The following is a 19246-nucleotide window of genomic DNA, read 5'->3' as shown; positions in this document are numbered from 1 at the left end:
CATGATGTCATACCTGATCAAGCGGGTCCTGATGCTCGTGCCGGTGTTTCTTGCCGTGTCGGTGGTGATCTTTGCCATCCTGCATTTCATCCCGGGCGACCCGATCGACAACCTGTTGAAGGTCGGGTCCTCACCGCAGGCCCGGGCCGAGATGGAGACGCGTTACGGCCTGGATCGGCCCTTGCCGGTGCAATATGCGATCTGGCTGGGGCGAGTGGTGACGGGTGATCTTGGGACCGCGATTGTGGCCCGCCGCCCGGTGGCCGACCTGATCGCAGCCGCTCTGCCTCATTCGCTGGCGCTGGGGGGGCTGGCGCTGCTGTTCTCCTCGGTGCTGGGGGTGGTCCTGGGCGTCGTGGCCGCGCTGAACCGCGACGGCTGGGCGGATCGGGCGATCATGGGGGGCGTTTTGCTGGGGTCGACCATGCCAAGCTTTTGGCTGGGCCTGATCCTGATGCTGGTGTTTTCGGTCGGGTTGGGGTGGTTTCCCGTCTCGGGCGCGCGGGGGTGGTCGTCTTTGGTTCTGCCCGTGCTGACCATCGGCCTGGGCGGCACGGCCTTGGTCGCCCGCATCACAAGGGTTTCGATGATCGAGGCCGCGGGCCGGGATTTCGTCCTGCTCTTGCACGCCAAGGGGCTGTCGCCCTTGCGCATCCAGCTGGGCACCGTCCTGCGTCATGCGCTGATCCCGGTGGTGACGATCCTGGCCCTGCGCATCGGCTGGATCTTGGGCGGCGCCGTCACGGTCGAGGTCGTCTTCGCAAGGCCCGGCCTTGGGACGCTGCTGATCAAGTCGCTGAGCCAGCACGATTACCCCGTGGTGCAAGCCTGCCTGTTGATGCTGGCCATGGCGGTGATGCTGGGGACCCTGCTGGGCGATATCCTGCAGGCGGTGATGGACCCCCGCGTCAGGGCCTCGCTGTCATGAACTTTCCTGTCATGAAGGCTTTCCGTCACCCGATCCCGGCGCTCTCCGCGCTCTGGCTGGTCTTGGTCATATTGGCCGCGATCCTGGCGGACCTGTCGCCCTATGACTACGACATCCAGGCCCTGTCAGAGGCCTATCGGTCGCCAAGCGCGGCTCATTGGCTGGGCACCGACGAATTCGGCCGTGACCTGTTGACACGGCTGATCCATGGCGCGCGGACCTCTTTGTCGGTTTCGGTCACGGCCATCGCCATTTCGGTCGCCTGCGGCATGGCGCTTGGCGCCGCCGCCGCCTGGTTTGGCGGTTGGTTCGACCGCGCCGTCACTGTCACCGTCGACCTGACCTGGTCCTTCCCGGAAATCCTGATCGCGCTGATCCTGGTGGCCATCATCGGGCCGGGCACCACCGGAACCATGGTGGCCATCGCGGTCGCCTATCTGGCGCAGTTCACAAGGCTGACCCGCGCGCAAATCCTGACGCTGAAGGGCGAGACCTTTATCGAGGCCGCCCGGTCCCTGGGGGCCGGCAACACCCATATCCTGACCCGCCACCTTCTGCCGAACGCCTTGGCGCCCGTGTTGGTCTCGGCCATGCTGGCCACCGGCGACGCGATCATATTGGAGGCCACCTTGGGCTTTTTCGGCCTGGGCGCGCAGCCTCCCGTCCCAAGCTGGGGCGGCATGATGTCGGCGGGCTCGGCGCTGATCTTCAAGGCGCCCTGGATCATCATATTCCCCGGCCTGATGGTCGCCGTCACGGTGGTGGCGATCAACTTGGCCGGAGATGCCCTGGTGGCCAGCCTGGACATCAAGGCCAAGCTGAGGGGCCCCATATGAGCCTGTTGCAGCTTGCCGACGTCAGCGTCTCGATCGGCCAGGTGGCTTTGCTGGACCGGATTTCCCTGTCGGTCGGCAAGGGAGAGATCTTGGGCCTGGTGGGCGAAAGCGGCTCGGGCAAGTCGCTGACCGCGCTGGCCGCCATGGGGCTTTTGCCGCTGATCGGCGGGCGGATCACCGGGGGCGCGGTCGCTTTCGACGGTCAGGACATGGCCGCGATGACCGAGGTGCAGCGGCGGTCCCTGCGCGGGCGCCGCATCGGTTTCGTCTCGCAAAACCCGATGACGGCGCTGGACCCGGTGACACGGATCGGCGCGCAAATCGACGTGGTGTCCCGGTTGCATCTTGGCCTGACCCGGGCGCAGGCGCGGGCGCGGACCGTAGACCTGCTGACGCAACTGCGCATCCCCGAGGCCGCCACGGTGGCCGAGGCCTGGCCGCATCAGCTTTCGGGCGGCATGAAACAGCGCATCGTCATCGCCATGGCCTTGGCGGGCGACCCCGACCTGATCATCGCCGACGAGCCCACGACCGCGCTGGATGTGACGGTCCAGGCGCAGATCATCCAGATCCTTGGGGCGCTGGTGCGCGAACGCGGCCTGGCGCTTTTGCTGATCACGCATGACATGGGCGTCGTGGCGCAGCTGTGTGACCGGGTCGCGGTGCTTTACGCCGGTCGCCTGGCAGAGGAAGGCCCGACCGCGCCGATCTTCGCCGCCCCGGGCCATCCCTATACGCGGGCGCTGATCGGCTGCATCCCGACCGAGGGGATGGCAAAGGGCGCGCTGCAGGGCATCCCGGGCACCGTGCCCGGCGCGCTGGCCTTCCCGTCGGGGTGCCGGTTTCACCCGCGCTGCCCGCAGGCGCAGGCGCTTTGCAGGGCCGAGGCGCCGCAGGGCAACCCGGCCTGCCACTTTCCGGGGGGCGCCGATGTCTGACCTGTTGTCCGTCACCGGCCTGACCAAACGCTTTCAATCCGGCGGAGGCCTGTTCCAACGCCCCCGCGCCATGATGGCCGTCCGCGAGGTCTCTTTCACCCTGGCCCGGGGCGAGGTCCTGGGGGTGGTGGGCGAAAGCGGCTGCGGCAAGTCTACTCTGGCGCGGTTGGTCCTGCGGCTGATCGAGCCGACCGGCGGAGAGCTACGCTTCGACGGCACCGACCTGCGCGCCCTGTCGCCTGCCGCCCTGCGCAAGATGCGGCAGCGCATGGCCATGGTGTTTCAGGACCCCTATTCCAGCTTGGACCCGCGCTTTACCCTGGCGCAAATCCTGGCCGAGCCCTTTGCCGTCCAGGGCCAGACCCCGCCCGACCCCGGCGCCATGCTGGAGACGGTGGGCCTGCCTGCGACGATGGCGCAAAGCCACCCGCATCAGCTGTCAGGTGGGCAGCGGCAAAGGGTGGGCATCGCGCGGGCCCTGGCGCTGTCGCCGGACCTTGTGGTGCTGGACGAGCCCACGGCGTCCTTGGATGTGTCGATCCAGGCGCAGATCGTGGCGCTGTTGACCCGGTTGCGGCAGGACCGCGGGCTGACCTATCTGTTCATCAGTCACGACCTTGGCCTGGTGCGCTATTTCTGTGACCGGGTGCTGGTGATGTATCTGGGCGCGGTGGTCGAGGTTCTGCCCCGCGCCGATGCCCCGCCCCGCCATCCCTATACGGCGGCCCTGCAGGCCTCGGCCTTTGTGCCCGACCCTGCGCAGCGCCGCACGCTGGCAGCCCTGACCGGCGAAATCCCCAGCCCCTTTGACCTGCCGCCGGGCTGCGCCTTTGCCGGGCGTTGCCCGCGGGCCAGCGACCTTTGCCGCACAAGGCGCCCCGCGCTGGATCAAGGCCCCCACCCCGTCGCCTGTTTTCACCCCCTGAAGGATTGATCCGATGTTCCACGTCCTGACCGGCGTTTTCGTCCACGAAAGCAACACCTTCAAGAAGGGCGAGACGCGGTTGCAGGACTTTCGCGACGATGTCCTGGACCTGGGGCAAGTTGCCGTCGACCGCTTTCGCGGCGTGAACGAAGAGCTGGCGGGGTTTCTGGATGTGGCGGACCTGTCGGGGTGGCGGCTGACCCATACCGTCTCTGCCCATGCGACCCCCGGGGCCCGGGTGGCGCAAGAGGCTTTTGACCATATCGCCGGCCTGATCTGTGACGGCGCGCGGGCGCACAAGGCCACGCTGGACGGCGTGCTTTTGTCGCTGCACGGGTCGATGGTGCCAGTGTTCTGCGAGGATGGCGAGGGCGAGATGCTGCGCCGTCTGCGTGCCATCGTGGGGCCGGACCTGCCGATTGCGGTGACGCTGGACCTGCACGCCATGGTGACGGAGGCCATGGTGGAACAGGCGCAAATCCTTGTCAGCTACAAGACTTATCCCCATGTCGACATGCGCGAAACCGGGCGTCATGCGGCGCGGCTGCTGGATCGGACGATGAAGGGCGACATCGCGCCCCGGACCCTGCGCCGCCATATCCCCATGCTGGACGAGGCCAATGCAGGCCGCACCGATGTGCCCCAGACGGCCGCGCTTTACACCCGCGCCACCGCGCATGAGGCCGAGCCGGGCATCCTGGCGGTGTCGGTCAATGCGGGCTTCTCCGAGGCGGATATCGCGGAAATGGGGCCGACGGTTCTGGTGACACATGACCGCAACGCCGCTCGCGCCACAGAGATCGCCGAGGCGCTGGCGCAGACGATCTGGGATCAGCGCGGATCGGTGTCAAATGACTTTCTGACGCCTGAGGCCGCGGCGGCGCTGGCCTTGGCCCATCCCGCGGCCCCGCCCTTGGTCATCGCGGATTATGCCGACAACCCGGGCGCCGGGGCTTATGGCGATGCGACCGCATTGCTGGCGGCGCTGTTGCAAGTGGGCGTCACAGGGGGCGCCTTTGCCCCGATGATCGACCCCGAGGCGGCGGCTTTCCTGCACCGCCACAGGGTCGGCGACACCGTGACGCTGGACCTTGGCGGCAAATGTGACCCGGCGTTCGGCGGCGGGCCCCTGACCGTGACCGGCGAAATCCGGCACCTGTCAGAGGGCACCTATACCGGAGACGGTCCGATCCTGGGCGGCATCACCCATTCCTGGGGGAAGACGGCGGTCTTTCGGGTGCAGGGGATCGACGTGCTGGTCGTCACCCTGTCTGGCCAGATGCTTGACCTGCAGCAACTGCGCGCCTTTGACATCGCGCCCGAGGCCCTGCGCTTTCTGGTCGTCAAGTCGATGCAGCATTTCCGCGCGGCCTTTCAGCCCATCGCCGCAAGGGTCGTGGTCTGTGACACCGGCGCGCTGGCCACACCGCAAGCGCATCTGCGGCCCTATACCCGCGTGCGCCGCCCGGTCTGGCCTTTGGACCGCTAGGCCTGCACCAACACAAAGGGCGCGTTTTCCGGCACGCGGTTGACCGGGATGGCGCAGTCATAGACCCGGGTCAGCAGCGTATCGGTCAGCACCTGTGACGGCGCGCCGTCCGCCACGATCCGCCCCTCTTGCAGCACCAAAAGCCGGTCCACCCCGCGCACGGCCAGGTTCAGGTCATGCAGCACGACCAAAGCGCCGCCCCGCGCGGCATGGGCCCGCGCCCGGTCGATCACTGCGATCTGATGGGCCAGGTCCAGGCTGGAGACCGGCTCGTCCAGCATGAGCCACCCTGTGCCGCCCGCCGTTTCCGCCTGCAAAAGCGCGCGGGCCAGTTGCATCCGCTGGGCCTCGCCGCCCGACAGCGCCATGGCGTCGCGGGGACCGAAACCGGCCAAGCCCAGTTCGGCCAAAAGCGCCGGGATGCGGGCGCCGGGCGCGGTCAGGGCGCCCATCGCGACCACCTCGGCCACGGAGAAGGGCAGGCTTAGCGTCGTCTGTTGCGCCATCACGGCGCGCAGGCCCGCCAGCGTCGCGGGGCTGGCGGTTGCGACCTCGTGACCCGCGATCTGCACGGACCCGCGATAGGGCAGGGCGCCCGACAGCGCCGCCAGCAGCGTCGACTTGCCCGATCCATTGGGACCGATCAGCCCTGTGACCTCGCCTTGCCGCAGGGTCAGGGTCAGGTCGTGCAGGATGGTGCGCTTGGCCCGCATGACGGTCAGGCCCTGAGTGGTGATCATGCGACACCCCTTCGTTTCAACAGGATATGCAGGAAGACCGGCGCGCCGATCAGCGCGGTCAGGATGCCGATGGGCAGTTCGGCGGGCGCGGTCAGGCTGCGGGCAAAGACATCGGCCAGCACCAGAAGCGCCCCCCCCATCAGCGCGGACAGGGGCAGGATGGCGCGGTGATCGGGGCCCAAAGCCTGACGCAGCACATGGGGCACGACGATGCCGATGAATCCGATCCCTCCCGCCAGCGCCACCGCCCCCCCGGTGCCAAGCGCGGTCAAAAGGATGGCGTGACGCTTCAGCCGCTCGACCCGCAAGCCCATGTGAAAGGCCGCGACCTCTCCCAGCGCCAGGGCGTTCAGCCCCCGCGCCAGACGCGGCGCCAACAGCAGGACCGGCCCGATGACCAAGGCCCCCAGCGCGACCTTGTCCCGCGTGGCCCCCGCCAAAGAGCCCATCGACCAATAGGACAGGTCGCGCAATTGCGTGTCATCGGCCAGCGTCACAAGGATGCCCGTCACCGCCCCCGCCAGGGCCGAAAGCGCGATCCCCGCCAACAGCAGAAGGCTGATATCGGTCCGCCCCGCGCTTTGCGCCACCCGGGTCAGGACCATGACCGCCACCCAGCCGCCGCCAAAGGCCGCAAGCATCACCAGCACTGGGCCGCCTCCGCCCAGAACGATGGCCAGAACCGCGCCCAGGGCCGCCCCCGGACCGACGCCGACCACGCCCGGATCGGCCAGAGGGTTGCGAAACAGCGCCTGCATCAGCACGCCGGACACCGCCAGACCTGCGCCCACCAAAAGCCCCAACAGGAGCCTTGGCAGGCGGATATCCCAAAAGACCACGCTTTCCTGCAAGGACAGCCCGCCTTGCAGCAGCCGCAAGGGCGACAGCCCCGTGGCCCCGGTCCCCAAGGCGGCCAGCACAACGCCAGCCATCATCAGCGGCAAAGTGACCCGAAGCGCGGTCATCCCGCGTCTCCGTATAGCGCCTGATGCAGGGCCGCCGCAGCCTGGCCGGTGCGCGGGCCAAAGCCCAAAAGAAGCATCCCGTCCATGGCGACGATCCGCCCTTCCGTCGCCGCCGTGGTGCGCCCAAGTGCTGGATGGGCCGCGATCATCTCGGGCGTGATCGAGAGTTCCCCCTCGCGGTCCATGACCAGGATGGCTTGCGGATCGGCGGCGAGGACCGCTTCGTCGGTCATGGGTTTGAAGCCGTCAAAGCCAAGGCCGACATTGACCCCGCCGGCCATGTGGATGATGCCCTCGGCCGAAGAGCCCTCACCGCCCGCCATGACCGCGCCGCCCTGCAGCGACAGGACGAACAGCACGCGCAGGGGGGTCGGGGCGGGCAGGGCCTGGGCCGTCGCGATTTCGGCTGCGACTTGGGCTGCGAGTGCGGCGCCCTGTTCGGGCAGGCCAAGGGCTGCGGCGGTGGCCTCGATCTTGGCCACCACGCCGGCGGCTGTGGGCGCGCCGGGGATGGTGACGAACTGGGTGCCCGCCGCGCGCAGGACCTCGATCACCGGGGGCGGGCCTGCGTCGGGCTCTGCCAGGATCAGGTCGGGGGTCAGCGACAACACGCCTTCGGGCGACAGCGCGCGGACATAGCCGACGTCAGGCAGGGCCAGCAGGCTTGGCGGAAAGGTCGAGGTCGTGTCGCGGCCGACCAATTCGCCCTCGGCCCCCAGGGCCGCGACGATCTCGGCCAGCGAGCCACCGAGGACCACGATGCGGCGGTTTGCGGCGAAGGCGGGGGTGGCCAGCAAGGGCAGGGCCAGGAACAAGCGGCGGGTGATCATGCGAAGGCCTCTTCCAGATGCGGCAGGGCGTCCACCAGGGCGTTCCAGGCATCGCCGGGCCGGTCCTTGCGATAGGCAAAGATCTGCAGGATCAGTTCTCCCTCGGCATCAAAGGCCTCGATGGACACCGCAGGCCCGGTGGCGGTGGGCTTGACCACATGCCAGACCTCGGCAATCCGGTCGGCGCGCAGATGCAAGTTGAAACGCGGGTCCATGATGTTCAACCACGGCCCCATCATCACCGTCTTGCCCACCAGACCCGAGTGGATCTGGATGCAGCCGGCGTTGCCGACAAAGATCATGACCGGGATTTCGGAAAACGCCGCAAGCTCCAGTGCCGCCGCCACCGCACCCACAGCCAAAGGCCGCGCATGGGGCGCGCCCGCGATGCGGTTGGCGCCCAGGCGGTTCATGCCGTGATCCTTCACCAGGCCCAGGAATTGATGGCTATCGGTCATGGCGGACCAACCCTGACGCAGCGCCTCACGCTGGGAAGGATCGCCCTTGGCCGGTTCGACGACGGCGCGGGGGGCAAAGGTGGGCATCTGGGCCTCGATCGCCAGCGCCGTCACCAGCCGGTCAAAGGCCCCGACATCGGACGCCGCGGTCAGGTGGATCTTGTGGACCGCATCGCCCGCCGCATCAAAGACCTGGATCGACCTTTTGTCGCCCTCGACCACCGCATAGGCATGGACCCAGTGACGCGCAAACAGCCGCAAGTCGATGTCCGAGGACAGGATCATCTGAGCCCAAGACCCGGAATGATAGGTCTTGTAGACCCCCTTGCGCTCGTGGACGCAGTTGCGGTTGCGCGTCAGGGCCATGACATCGCCCAACTCTCCGGCCAGGGGCATCAGCTGATCGGGATGGGGCTGCAATGCGGTCACGCCGTGGCCCAGATGGGCGGCGACCAGGGCCGCTTCGGGCAGGTTGTGGGCCTCGGCCAGATCGCGGGCACGTGTCTTCGGGTTCTCGGCGCGCAGGGCGCGGATATCGGCGGGGGTCATTTGGACTCCAGAGCTTTGGGGGATGCGCGTCTGGCGAAAGCTGGTGCGCGAGAATACTTGACAGTTTCTGTCGGCTTCTTTAATCGCCGATTCCTGACAAATCAAGTCAGAATTTCTGCGTGCCAGCGACAGGCGTCACCGCCGGGCCAGCCCCCTGCAGACCACCAAGGGAAAGCCCATGAACCGCCTTTTGACCACCTCTGTCGCGCTTTTGGCTTTGTGCCAGCCCGCCCATGCCGATGGGTTTCAATACCTTGGCCGCCTGATCTTTGGCGCCGGCAGCGCAAAACCGGCCGTCGAAACCCCACAATCCGTGACTGCGCTGGAACAATCGGACTTCGACGCCCGCCAGCCTGTCACCCTGTCCGACCTGTTCCGCGGCGTGCCGGGGATCACGATTGCCGGCGCCTCGGCCCGGGTGCTGGGGCAAAGCTTCAACATCCGTGGTGTGGGCAATGCCGAACAGGCGGCCTCGGAGGAACGCATCAAGGTGTCGGTCGACGGCGCGCCGAAGTTCTTTGAACAATACCGGATGGGGTCGTTCTTTGGCGATCTGGACCTGTATAAGAGGGTCGAGGTCCTGCGCGGGCCTGCCGCCGCGACCTTGAACGGGTCGGGCGCGATTGGCGGGGCGGTGAATTTCACCACCAAGGACGCCGCCGACTTTCTGGCCGAAGGGCAGACGCGGGCCCTGCGCCCGACGCTGTCCTATGGGTCGAATGGCGACAGCCAGCGCGTTGGCGTCATCTGGGCCGAGCGGCGCGGCACTGTCGACTACCTGGGCGCGCTGAACCGCTCCAGCGGCGGGACCGTGGTTGATGGCCTGGGCAATACGATTGCCGGCACGGCGCATGACAGCACCTCGGCACTGATCAAGGCCAAGGTGAACCTGGAAAACGGCCAGAGCGTGACCCTGTCCTATGCGCAGACCGACACCGACCTGGACGATGCGCTGGTGGCGCAGACCGGGGGCGCCGCCGCCTCGGGCTTTGGCACCGCCGACATCGCCTCACGCGATACGACGGCCACGCTGACCTGGGCGCGCGGCGATACGACGGTGACGCTGTCGCATACCGATACCGATGTGACCAAGGACAACTTCTCGATGGGGGCGATGTGCGCCACGGGGACGCTGCAGGTTCTGTGCGCCGGGGAATTCGCCTATGCGACCACGGCTTTGAAGGCGGAACACAAGCTGTCCTTCGGGGGCGGCTCTTGGGCCAATACGGTGATCCTGGGCACGCAACTGTCGCGGCAAGAGCGTTCGGCGACCTCGTCTTTGGGCGCCATGGGCTTTCACCCCGAGGGCACCGATGACAAGGCCGGGCTCTATGCGCAGGGCGAGTTCGTTTACGCCGACCGCCTGACGCTGATCCCCGGGGTGCGCGTCGATTTCGGCACCCGCACGCCTTCGGATGCGGCGGCGTTGCGCGGCGCATCGGAGGACAGCGATCAGGCGGTTTCGGCCAAGCTGCAGGCGATGTATGCGGTCAACGACGCCTGGGGGGTTTTCGGCACCGTGGCGCAAACCGAGCGGATGCCGACGCTGGACGAGCTTTATTCCTATGGCACCTCGCGCGGGGGGGCTGTGCTGCTGCCATCGCTGGGGCTGGAGAAGGAGACCGCCGAAACGGTCGAACTGGGCTTCACCTTCCAGCGTGAGGGGCTTTTGTCCGAGGGTGACAGCCTGCAGGTCAAGACGACGCTGTTTCACAACGATTTCAACAACCTGATCGTGGCCAATTCCTCGGGCACCACGGGGTCGGCCAATTACGTCAACCTGAACAAGGCCGAGACCTGGGGCGCCGAGGTCGAGGCCGCCTATGACGCCGAAGGCTGGTTCGCCAACCTGGGCTATTCCAAGGTCGAAAGCCGCAACCGCACCGCGGGGACGGCCTATGACACGGTCCTGACCGATACGCCGGCCGAAACCGTCTCGCTGACGCTGGGGGCCAAGCTGTTGGATCAGGCGCTGAATGTTGGGTGGCGCGGGAATTGGGTGGACCAGATCACCACGGCTTCGGCCACGACCTCGGCTGACAGCTATACGACGCATGACCTGTTTGTGACCTATACCCCGCAAGCGGGCGTGCTGCAGGGGGTCGATATCTCTTTGGCCGTCGAGAATGTCTTTGACGTCCAGTATCGCAACAACCTGGCCCTGGACAATGCAGCGGGGCTGAACGCCAAGCTGACCCTGGGCAAGACCTTTACCTGGTAACGGAGCCCGCCATGCGCCTGACTGTCCTGTCGGTTCTTTTGTGTCTTGCCGCACCCTTGGCCGCACCCTTGGCCGCGCAAGAGGCGCCCGCTCTGGGCGGTCAGGCGCCCCTGGCCCTGCCATCTGCCCCCCTGGCCGCCGCGCCGGACCAGGGGGCGGTTGCTGCCCCGCCCCTGCCTCTTCCCTCGGCAGTTTCACCGCAAACCTTTGCGGCGGGCGGGGCAAGTGAAGGGGCGGATGCCCCAACGGATCTTTACAACATCCTGCGCCACGCCCATCCGGTCGTGCAATCGGTCATGGCGGCTCTGGCGGCCATGGCTTTCGCGGTGCTGACCGTGCTGGCCTACAAGACGGTGGAACTGACCCGCGCTTCGCATCGCCTGGCCCGCAGCTTTGCGCTTGTGGCGGGGGCCAATGGCCTGGGCACCCTGGGGCCGCGCCTGCCCGCGCCCGAGGCGGGGTCGGCCATGGTGCGGCTGATCGAACAGGAACTCGCCGCCCTGCCGCAAGCCCTGGGGGCCATCGAGGCCGAGGGCCTGCGCGAACGTGTCCGCATCGGCCTGTCACGGATCGACGCCGCCGCCCTGCAGTCGCTGCGCGCCGGTGTGGGGATGCTGGCGCAGATCGCCGCCACCGCGCCCTTCATCGGCCTGTTCGGCACGGTCTTTGGCATCATGAACGCCTTTCTGGCCATCGCCGAGACCAAGACCACCAGCCTGACCGTCGTGGCCCCCGGCATCGCCGAGGCGCTTTTGGCCACCGCCGTGGGCCTGGGCGCGGCCATCCCGGCGGTGATCGTCTATAACGCGCTGAACCGTCGCATCGCGGGGTTCCGCCACCGCCTTGCCGATGTGGCGGCCGTTTGCGAACGCCATCTTAGCCGCGAGATCGTCCGCCGGCGCTTGGGCGCGGAGGCCTGAATGACCCCCCTGAACGAGGACCCCGACGAGCTGGCCGATATCAACGTCACGCCCTTTATCGACGTGATGCTGGTGCTGCTGATCGTTTTCATGGTGGCGGCGCCTTTGTCCACCGTGGATGTTCCGGTGAACCTGCCTGCGTCGAAGGCCACGGCGACCCAGCGCCCGCAAGACCCGGTCTGGGTGACGCTGACCGAGACGGGCTATATGCTGAACGACACCGCTGTGACCGCTGAGGCCCTTGCCGCCGCGCTGGACACAAGCACCGGGGCCAAGCGCGACACGGCGCTTTACCTGCGCGCCGACCGCGACCTGACCTATGCGCGGCTGATGCAGGGCCTGGATGGGCTGCGCGCGGCCGGATACCTGAACGTCGCCCTTGTGGGGCTGGAGGCCGCGCCGTGAAAAACCTGCCAGCTGCGACCTGTCCCGTCATGGGCGCTACGGGGCCCTGTCCCTGGCTTGACCTGCAACAGCGCCGCCAACGGTTGCGCGGTTGGCTGGCTTCGGGGTTGGCGGTGGCGCTGACCCTGTCGGGCGCGACGCTTCTGGCCGTTCGCGCCGCCCCCGCGCCAGAGCCCTTTGTGCTGGCCTTGGCCCCCGCGCCGATGCCTGCGCTGATGGCCATGCCCTTGCCGGTGGCTGAACCCGTGATCCAGCCCGAGATGGTCGAAAGCCCGGATGTGCCGACCCCCAGCGATGCGCCCGACCTTGCGTCTCCTGACCTGACCCCGGACGTGACGCCCCCCGATCTTGCGCCGGAGCCTCCTGCGCCTGACCTTGCGGCTCCTACGCCCGAAGCCGCGCCCGAGGTTCTGGCCAAGGCCCCGCCGCCGCCCAAACCCAAACCCAAGCCCCAAAAGGTCGCCAAGGCCGAACCCAAACCGGAAAAGAAAGCCGTGAAGACATCCCAGCCTCAGGCGGCATCCCAGGCCAGCGCGCCGGCGGCTGCGGCCACGTCCAATGCCAGTCCAAAGGCCTGGGCGGCCTCGGTCGCCAAGCAGATCCGCAAGACGAAAAAGCAAAAGGCGGGTGGAAGCGGCACGGTGCAGGTGGGCTTTACCGTGGGCGCCGATGGCAGTTTGCAGGGCGTGCGGGTGCTGCAATCCTCGGGCGATGCGGCGGTCGATGCCTTGGGGTTGGACCATATCCGCCGCGCCGCGCCCTTTGCGCCGCCGCCCGAAGGCGCCGCGCGTCAGATGGCCTTTGCCTTCGAGGTGCGCTGATCAGAACCGGCGATTGACCGGCCGCGCCCCGACCGAGTCGCGCAAGATCAGGTCGGGCATCAACAGCGTCTCGGCCTGCTCTGGCGCCTCACCTTCGACCAGGCCCAACAGGATCGCCATGGCCGCCTGACCAATCGCCGTGCGCGGCTGGCGGGCGGTGGTCAGCGCCGGCGACAGGAACCCCGCCTGAGGGATGTCGTCGAACCCCGTGACCGAGAAATCCTCGGGGATGCGGTAGCCCCGCGCGGTCAGGGACAGGATCACCCCCGCCGCCGTCTGGTCGTTGACGCAGGCGAAAGCCGTGGGCAGATCGTCGCGCAGAAAGAGGCGCTCCACCGCCGCGCGGCCGCCCTCCAGCGTGCCGTCGGAGTCCAGCACCTGCTGGCCATCGCGCAGACCCGCCGCCGCCAGCCCTTCGTCAAAGCCGATGCGGCGGCGGTGATGCGAGAGCCTTTCGCGACTGTCACCGATGAAGGCGATGCGGCGGTGGCCCTGGGCAATCAGCAGCTCCACCATCTTGCGCGCCCCGCCCCGGTCATCGGTGCCGACAAAGGGGATGCCGCCTTGGGCCAAGGGCTCTCCCACCGCGACCATCGGTGGCAGGCGGGTTTGGCTGGCGGGGTCCAGGGGGACATAGCCGGTGAACAGGATCATCCCCGCCGCCTGATTGGAATTCAGGAATTTCAGGTATTCGACGCCGCGCAAAGGGTCGCCCTGGGTGTGCCCGATCAAAAGCCCATAGCCGCCCGCCCGCGCCTCGTTCTCTAGCCCGATCAGGATGGGCGCGAAGTTCGGATCACCGATATCGGGCGCAATCGCCAGGATCATGTTGGACCGCCCCAGCCGCAGACTGCGCGCCATGGCATTGGCGGTATAGCCCGTCACCGCAATCGCACGGTCAACCTTTTGCCTGGTCGAGACCGCGACCTTCTCGGGCATATGGATGGCGCGGCTGACGGTGGCAATCGAGACCTCGGCCAGGCGGGCGACGTCTTCGATAGTGGCGGGGGTGGGTTTTTTCATCCCCTGACGTTAGCGGTGGGGCCGCCGTCTGCCAAGGGGGGCGCGCTGCCCCGGATCGCTGCATCGCGGCGGATGTAAACCTTGACATGATCAATGTAAAGGTTTTCACTGGCCTCAAGTGGGGGGAGACCATGACCGAAATCGTTCTGGCGGCTGACCGGGTCAGCAAGGCCTTTGCTGGCGTGCAGGTGCTGTTCAGCGTGGATTTCCAGCTGCGGCGCGGCGAGGTCCATGCCTTGATGGGCGAAAACGGCGCGGGGAAATCCACGCTGGTCAAGATATTATCTGGCTTTGAACAGCCCTCTTCGGGGCAGGTGATGCTGGACGGCCAACCCGTGCGCCTGCCGCCCGATGGGCGGGCCGAGGCGCTTGGCATCGCCATCATCCACCAGGAATTCAACCTGGCCGAAGACCTGACCGTCACCGAAAGCATGTTTCTGGGCCGTGAGATCACGCGGCTGGGCATCTTGGACCGCCGCGCCATGCGGGCGGCGACCCGCGCCGCGCTGGACCAACTGGGCGCCCATATCGACGAGGACGCGACGATCCGCAGCCTGCCCGTGGCCGCCCGCCAGATGGTGGAAATCGCCAAGGCCATCAGCCGCCGCGCCCGTGTCGTCATCATGGACGAGCCCACCGCTGTCCTGACCCGGGCCGAAACCGATATCCTTTTCGCGCAAATCCGGCGACTGAAATCCGAGGGGACCTCTTTCGTCTTTGTCAGCCACAAGCTGGACGAGGTCATGGCGCTGTCGGACCGCATCACCATCCTGCGCGACGGCCAGTGGATCAAGACTGCGGACGCAAGCGACATGACCGGAGAGCGCATCGCTCAGGCCATGGTCGGGCGTGAGCTGTCGACCCTGTTCCCGCCCAAGCGCGAACCCGATGTCGACGAGGCCCTGGCGCTGGAGGTGCGCGGCCTGACCACCGGTTACGTGCAAAACGCCAGCTTCAAGCTGCGGCGGGGCGAGGTCATGGGCTTTGCCGGCCTGATCGGAAGCGGTCGGACGGAGCTGATGGAGGCCATTGTGGGCCTGCGTCCCCGCGAGGGTGTGGTGCTGGTGGATGGGGTGACGCTGACCGCGGACCTTGGCCGCGCGATGGAAGCGGGGCTGGCGTATCTGACCAAGGACCGCAAGGGGCGCGGCCTGCTGCTGGGGCAGGGGATGGGTGTCAATCTGACGCTGCAAAGCCTGGCCGCCCATGCTCGCTGGGGCTGGCTGAACCGGGGGTCAGAGGCCATGGCGCTGGAACGCGCCCGGCGCAGGTTTGACATCCGCGTGCGCGATCCGAAAGTGGTGGCGGGGCGCATGTCGGGCGGCAATCAGCAAAAGTTGCTGCTGGCCAAGGTGATGGAGCGCGCGCCCAAGGTCATCCTGATCGACGAGCCCACACGTGGCATCGACGTCGGCACCAAGCAACAGATCTACAACTTCATCGCAGGACTTGCGGCCGAAGGGGCGGCGATCATCGTCGTGTCCTCTGAAATGCCCGAGGTCATCGGGCTTTGCACCAAGGTGGCCGTCATGCGCGAGGGGCGGATCGTCGGCCAACTGGAGGGTGAGGCGATCAACGAAACGGAAATCATGCGCTATGCGGCGGGGTTGAAGGCAGCTTAATGGACAAGAAAATCGACCTGCGGCTGATGGCGCCCTTTGCGGCCTTGGGATTGCTGTTGATCCTGGGGGCCCTGGTGAACCCGAATTTCATCAGCCTGGCGAACCTGGAAAACGTGGCGACGCGCAGCGCCTTCATCGCCATCATCGCGATTGGCGCGACCTATGTGATCTCTGCCGGGGACCTTGACCTGTCGGTGGGGTCGATGGTGGCCTTTGTCGCCTCGATCATGATCATGGTCTTGAACGCCGCACCGATTGCCGACCCGCTGACGCTGTTGATCCTGGGCGCGCTGATGACCTTGGTGATCGGCATGGTCTGCGGCTTGGTCAATGGGTTGATCACCACGCTGGGCCGGATCGAGCCGTTTATCGCGACGCTGGGGACGATGGGGATTTACCGCGGGTTGACCACCTGGCTGGCCCAAGGTGGCGCCATCACGCTGGAAAGCCGCGAGCTGCAGGACCTGTATCACCCGGTCTATTTCGGGTCCGTTCTGGGCGTGCCGATGCCGATTCTGGCCATCGGGGTCGTGGCGGCGCTGGCGGCCTTTGTGCTGTATCGCACCTCATACGGACGCCATGTCGTCGCGGTGGGGTCAAACCGTGAGGTGGCGCGCTATTCGGGCCTGAAGGTCGACCGCATCCGCATCTGGGCCTTTGTTGTCCAGGGGCTTTGCGTGGCCATCGCGGTGCTTTTGTATGTGCCGCGGCTTGGGTCGACCTCGACCACGACCGGCACCCTGTGGGAGCTGCAGGCCATCACCGCCGTCGTCGTGGGCGGCACGGCGCTGAAGGGCGGATCGGGGCGCATCTGGGGCACGGTCTGCGGCGCGCTGATCCTGGAATTGGTGGGCAATATCATGCTTTTGTCCAATTTCATCTCGGAATACCTGATCTCGACCCTGCAGGGCGCGATCATCATCATTGCCATGCTGGTCCAAAGGTCTTTGGCCCGCAGGTAAGGGGGCGCGGGCCCCCGATCAGGCCCGCAACTTGGGAGGATACAATGCTGAAATCTTTGACAGCGGCGGCCGTTCTGGCCACCGCACTTGGAACGACTGCCTTTGCCGAGGGCAAGACCATCGGCGTTTCGATCCCGGCCGCCGACCATGGCTGGACGGGCGGCGTGGTCTATCACGCCGAACGCGTGGCGGCTGCGATCATGGCCGAACATCCGGACGCCAAGGTCATCGTCAAGACCTCGCCCGATGCCGCAAGCCAGGCCAATGCGATCCAGGATCTTGCGGTTCAGGGTCTGGATGCGCTGGTCATTCTGCCGACCGATCCCGACCCCCTGGTCAACGCCATCCGTCAGGTCAAAGAGGCGGGGACCTTTGTCGCCATCGTCGACCGCGCGCCTTCGGTCAACGATGACACCGTGCGCGACCTCTATGTCGCGGGCAACAACTTTGCCCTGGGTGAGGTCGCGGGCAAATACATCGCGGCGCAGTCGCCCGAAGCTCAGGTCGTCGTGATCCGCGGGATGCCGATTCCGATTGATGAAGAGCGTCAGGCGGGCTTTGACAAGGGGATCGAGGGCTCGAAAGTCACCGTGCTGGACCGTCAGTTCGGCAACTGGAACCGCGACGATGCCTTCAAGGTCATGCAGGATTACCTGACCAAGTTCCCAAAGATCGACGTGGTCTGGTGCCAGGATGACGACATGGCGGTCGGCGTGCTGCAGGCGATCGAGCAATCGGGCCGCACCGATATCCAGTTCGTTGTGGGCGGTGCGGGGTCCAAGGACATGATCAAGCGGGTCATGGATGGCGACAAGATGATCCCGGTCGATGTGCTTTATCCGCCTGCCATGGTCGGCACCGCGATGGAGCTGACGGCGGCGGCGATCTTTGACCAGGTTCCGGTGCGCGGCACCTATGTTCTGGACGCCACCCTGGTGACGCCCGAGAACGCAGCGCAGTTCTACTTCCCCGACAGCCCTTTCTAAACGGGGCCCTTCTAAATCGGGCCGTTCTAAACGGGGCCCTTCTAAATCGGGCCGTTCTAAATTGGGGCCTTTCTGAACGGGGCCTTCCAAGATCAAAGGCGGCCGGTCATCCCGGCCGCCTTTCGCTTACCAAAGCTGATGCACATGGGGTGCGATGCGGTGCGTATAGATCTCGCGCAGCGCCGCCATGGTCTCGGCAGGCAGGGCCGCCAGATCAGAGGCCGCCGCATTGCCCCGCGCCTGCTCCGCATTGCGCGCGCCCGGAATGACGACCGAAACCGCCGCCTCCATCAAGATCCAGCGCAGGGCGAATTGCGCCATGGGCGCATCACCCAGCAGGGCGCGAATCTCCTCGACCGCCTGTAGTGCCAGATCATAGGGCACGCCCGAAAAGGTCTCACCCTTGTCGAAGGCCTGACCCTCGCGGTTGAAGGCGCGGTGGTCGTCGGCGGCAAAGGTCGTCGCCGCCGACATCTTGCCGGTCAGCAGACCCGAGGCCAGCGGCACCCGCACGATCACCGCAACATGGCGCGCCTGTGCCTCGCGCAGGAAAAGCGCCGCCGGACGCTGGCGAAAGATGTTGTAGATGATCTGAACCGAGGTCAGGCCGGGATATTCCAGCGCCTTCAGCCCCTCTTCGACCTTTTCGACCGACACGCCCCAGGCCTTGATCCGGCCCAGATCGACCAGCTTTTGCAGGGCGTCAAAGGTTTGCGGGCGATAGAAAACCTCGGTCGGCGGACAGTGCAACTGCACCAGGTCCAGGCAATCCATGTCCAGATTGGCGCGTGAGCGGTCGACGAAAGCCGCAAGGTTATCAAAGTCATAGCCCGCGGCGACATGCGGGTTCAGCCGCCGCCCGGCCTTGGTCGCCACATAGGGGCGCGGGCCCTGATGGGTCTTCAGCACCTCGGCGATCAGTCGCTCAGACCGGCCATCGCCATAGACATCGGCCGTGTCGATAAAGCTGGTGCCCGCCGCCAAGGCCGCCTCAAGCGCCGCGCGGGCGTCCTGGTCGCTGACCTCGCCCCAAGAGCCGCCGATGGCCCAGGCGCCAAAGCCCACTTCAGAGACCGCAACGCCCGTCTTGCCGAAAACCCTGTTCTTCATGCCATTCTCCCTTGCGGCCTCTCAGCTAGGCCCCGCGGGTCCCGGCAAAAGGCCATTCCTAAAGTTTATTTCACTTTGCCCCTCGCTTTTGTGGCGAGAGGCGCTTATGTGACCATTGCGACGTTTCGTTCTCGACCCTGTTCCTTTCGGCTCAGCTTCGACACTCAGCTGCGCCGGGCCGTCACGCCTGTGTGGACGGCATATATACAAGGAATATCACGATGGCCAATGGCACCGTGAAATGGTTCAACTCCACCAAGGGCTTCGGCTTTATCGCTCCGGCTGGCGGCGCCAAGGACGTTTTCGTCCACGCCACCGCTCTGGAACGTGCCGGCATCCATGGCCTGAACGACGGCCAAGCCGTGACCTTTGACATCGAGCGCGACCGCACCGGCCGCGAATCGGCGATCAACCTGGCGCTGGCATAAGAATTCCGAAGGGGGGCGACACCGCCCCCTTTCCCCCTTCCGGGTCTGGCCGCCAATCTGGCGTGTTGCCGACCCTTCCTCCCTTGAAAA

Annotated in this window: 19 protein-coding genes; 13 read left to right on the top strand and 6 right to left on the bottom strand. The window is 66.6% G+C overall.

Annotated features, from left to right (window positions below; translation table 11 throughout):
- Position 1: 1 nt before the first annotated feature.
- From NX862_RS16340 to NX862_RS16320, 5 genes are read left to right on the top strand one after another with little or no spacing between them, the layout of a single operon-like run.
- Entirely contained in the window at positions 2-928 is a 927-nt protein-coding gene (locus NX862_RS16340; RefSeq protein ID WP_264495009.1) for an ABC transporter permease, read from the top strand.
- Positions 925-1764 carry an ABC transporter permease gene (locus NX862_RS16335; RefSeq protein ID WP_264495008.1) on the top strand — a complete coding sequence of 280 codons (840 nt, stop codon included), beginning with the start codon at positions 925-927 and terminating at the stop codon, positions 1762-1764. The genes NX862_RS16340 and NX862_RS16335 overlap by 4 nt, the downstream gene beginning before the upstream one ends.
- Positions 1761-2702, top strand: coding sequence for an ABC transporter ATP-binding protein (locus NX862_RS16330; protein ID WP_264495007.1), 942 nt, complete (start codon positions 1761-1763; stop codon positions 2700-2702). Before NX862_RS16335 ends, NX862_RS16330 begins: the two co-directional genes overlap by 4 nt.
- Complete coding sequence (locus NX862_RS16325) at positions 2695-3636, top strand: ABC transporter ATP-binding protein (protein ID WP_264495006.1); 942 nt, start codon at positions 2695-2697, stop codon at positions 3634-3636. The genes NX862_RS16330 and NX862_RS16325 overlap by 8 nt, the downstream gene beginning before the upstream one ends.
- A gap of 4 nt (positions 3637-3640) precedes the next feature.
- Positions 3641-5116 carry a M81 family metallopeptidase gene (locus NX862_RS16320; RefSeq protein ID WP_264495005.1) on the top strand — a complete coding sequence of 492 codons (1476 nt, stop codon included), beginning with the start codon at positions 3641-3643 and terminating at the stop codon, positions 5114-5116.
- On the opposite strand, the gene NX862_RS16315 is transcribed toward NX862_RS16320, so the two are convergent.
- The 4 genes from NX862_RS16315 to NX862_RS16300 are packed head-to-tail and all read right to left on the bottom strand — an operon-like array spanning position 5113 to position 8658.
- A complete protein-coding gene (locus NX862_RS16315; RefSeq protein ID WP_264495004.1) occupies positions 5113-5856 on the bottom strand; it encodes a heme ABC transporter ATP-binding protein in 744 nt (247 codons plus the stop codon). The genes NX862_RS16320 and NX862_RS16315 overlap by 4 nt on opposite strands.
- On the bottom strand, positions 5853-6821 hold the full coding sequence (locus tag NX862_RS16310; RefSeq protein WP_264495003.1) for a FecCD family ABC transporter permease: 969 nt from the start codon (positions 6819-6821) through the stop codon (positions 5853-5855). The genes NX862_RS16315 and NX862_RS16310 overlap by 4 nt, the downstream gene beginning before the upstream one ends.
- Complete coding sequence (locus NX862_RS16305) at positions 6818-7651, bottom strand: heme/hemin ABC transporter substrate-binding protein (protein WP_264495002.1); 834 nt, start codon at positions 7649-7651, stop codon at positions 6818-6820. The genes NX862_RS16310 and NX862_RS16305 overlap by 4 nt, the downstream gene beginning before the upstream one ends.
- Positions 7648-8658 (bottom strand): hemin-degrading factor, encoded by a 1011-nt coding sequence (locus NX862_RS16300; RefSeq protein WP_264495001.1) that lies wholly within the window; start codon positions 8656-8658, stop codon positions 7648-7650. The genes NX862_RS16305 and NX862_RS16300 overlap by 4 nt, the downstream gene beginning before the upstream one ends.
- Before the next feature lie 178 nt (positions 8659-8836).
- Between NX862_RS16300 and NX862_RS16295 the strand changes: the two genes are divergently transcribed.
- Genes NX862_RS16295 through NX862_RS16280 form a run of 4 tightly spaced genes read left to right on the top strand, consistent with a single transcriptional unit; the run spans position 8837 to position 13025 of the window.
- Complete coding sequence (locus NX862_RS16295; RefSeq protein WP_264495000.1) at positions 8837-10879, top strand: TonB-dependent receptor domain-containing protein; 2043 nt, start codon at positions 8837-8839, stop codon at positions 10877-10879.
- 11 nt (positions 10880-10890) lie between these two features.
- Entirely contained in the window at positions 10891-11799 is a 909-nt protein-coding gene (locus NX862_RS16290; RefSeq protein WP_264494999.1) for a MotA/TolQ/ExbB proton channel family protein, read from the top strand.
- The gene (locus NX862_RS16285; protein WP_264494998.1) at positions 11800-12204 is read left to right on the top strand and encodes a biopolymer transporter ExbD; all 405 of its coding nucleotides are present in this window, start codon (positions 11800-11802) and stop codon (positions 12202-12204) included.
- Positions 12201-13025: an energy transducer TonB family protein gene (locus NX862_RS16280; protein ID WP_264494997.1), complete on the top strand. Its 825-nt coding sequence runs from the start codon at positions 12201-12203 to the stop codon at positions 13023-13025. The genes NX862_RS16285 and NX862_RS16280 overlap by 4 nt, the downstream gene beginning before the upstream one ends.
- Here the strand turns inward: NX862_RS16280 and NX862_RS16275 are convergent, their stop codons facing one another.
- Positions 13026-14048: a LacI family DNA-binding transcriptional regulator gene (locus tag NX862_RS16275; RefSeq protein ID WP_264494996.1), complete on the bottom strand. Its 1023-nt coding sequence runs from the start codon at positions 14046-14048 to the stop codon at positions 13026-13028.
- Positions 14049-14179: 131 nt separating this feature from the next.
- Here NX862_RS16275 and NX862_RS16270 point away from each other — a divergent pair, with 131 nt between their 5' ends.
- From NX862_RS16270 to NX862_RS16260, 3 genes are read left to right on the top strand one after another with little or no spacing between them, the layout of a single operon-like run.
- Positions 14180-15670 carry a sugar ABC transporter ATP-binding protein gene (locus tag NX862_RS16270; protein ID WP_264494995.1) on the top strand — a complete coding sequence of 497 codons (1491 nt, stop codon included), beginning with the start codon at positions 14180-14182 and terminating at the stop codon, positions 15668-15670.
- The gene (locus NX862_RS16265) at positions 15670-16632 is read left to right on the top strand and encodes an ABC transporter permease (RefSeq protein ID WP_264494994.1); all 963 of its coding nucleotides are present in this window, start codon (positions 15670-15672) and stop codon (positions 16630-16632) included. Before NX862_RS16270 ends, NX862_RS16265 begins: the two co-directional genes overlap by 1 nt.
- A 44-nt stretch (positions 16633-16676) precedes the next feature.
- Complete coding sequence (locus NX862_RS16260; RefSeq protein ID WP_264494993.1) at positions 16677-17618, top strand: substrate-binding domain-containing protein; 942 nt, start codon at positions 16677-16679, stop codon at positions 17616-17618.
- 126 nt (positions 17619-17744) lie between these two features.
- Here NX862_RS16260 and NX862_RS16255 read toward each other — a convergent pair whose 3' ends face one another.
- On the bottom strand, positions 17745-18728 hold the full coding sequence (locus NX862_RS16255) for an aldo/keto reductase (RefSeq protein ID WP_264494992.1): 984 nt from the start codon (positions 18726-18728) through the stop codon (positions 17745-17747).
- A 221-nt stretch (positions 18729-18949) separates the two neighbouring features.
- Between NX862_RS16255 and NX862_RS16250 the strand changes: the two genes are divergently transcribed.
- Positions 18950-19156 (top strand): cold-shock protein, encoded by a 207-nt coding sequence (locus tag NX862_RS16250; protein ID WP_264494991.1) that lies wholly within the window; start codon positions 18950-18952, stop codon positions 19154-19156.
- Positions 19157-19246 lie beyond the last annotated feature (90 nt).

The sequence above is a fragment of the Stagnihabitans lacustris genome (assembly GCF_025950525.1).
Lineage (GTDB): Bacteria > Pseudomonadota > Alphaproteobacteria > Rhodobacterales > Rhodobacteraceae > Stagnihabitans.
The sequence above is the reverse complement of the archived record's forward strand: the minus strand, read 5'-3'. Positions and strand labels throughout refer to the sequence as shown.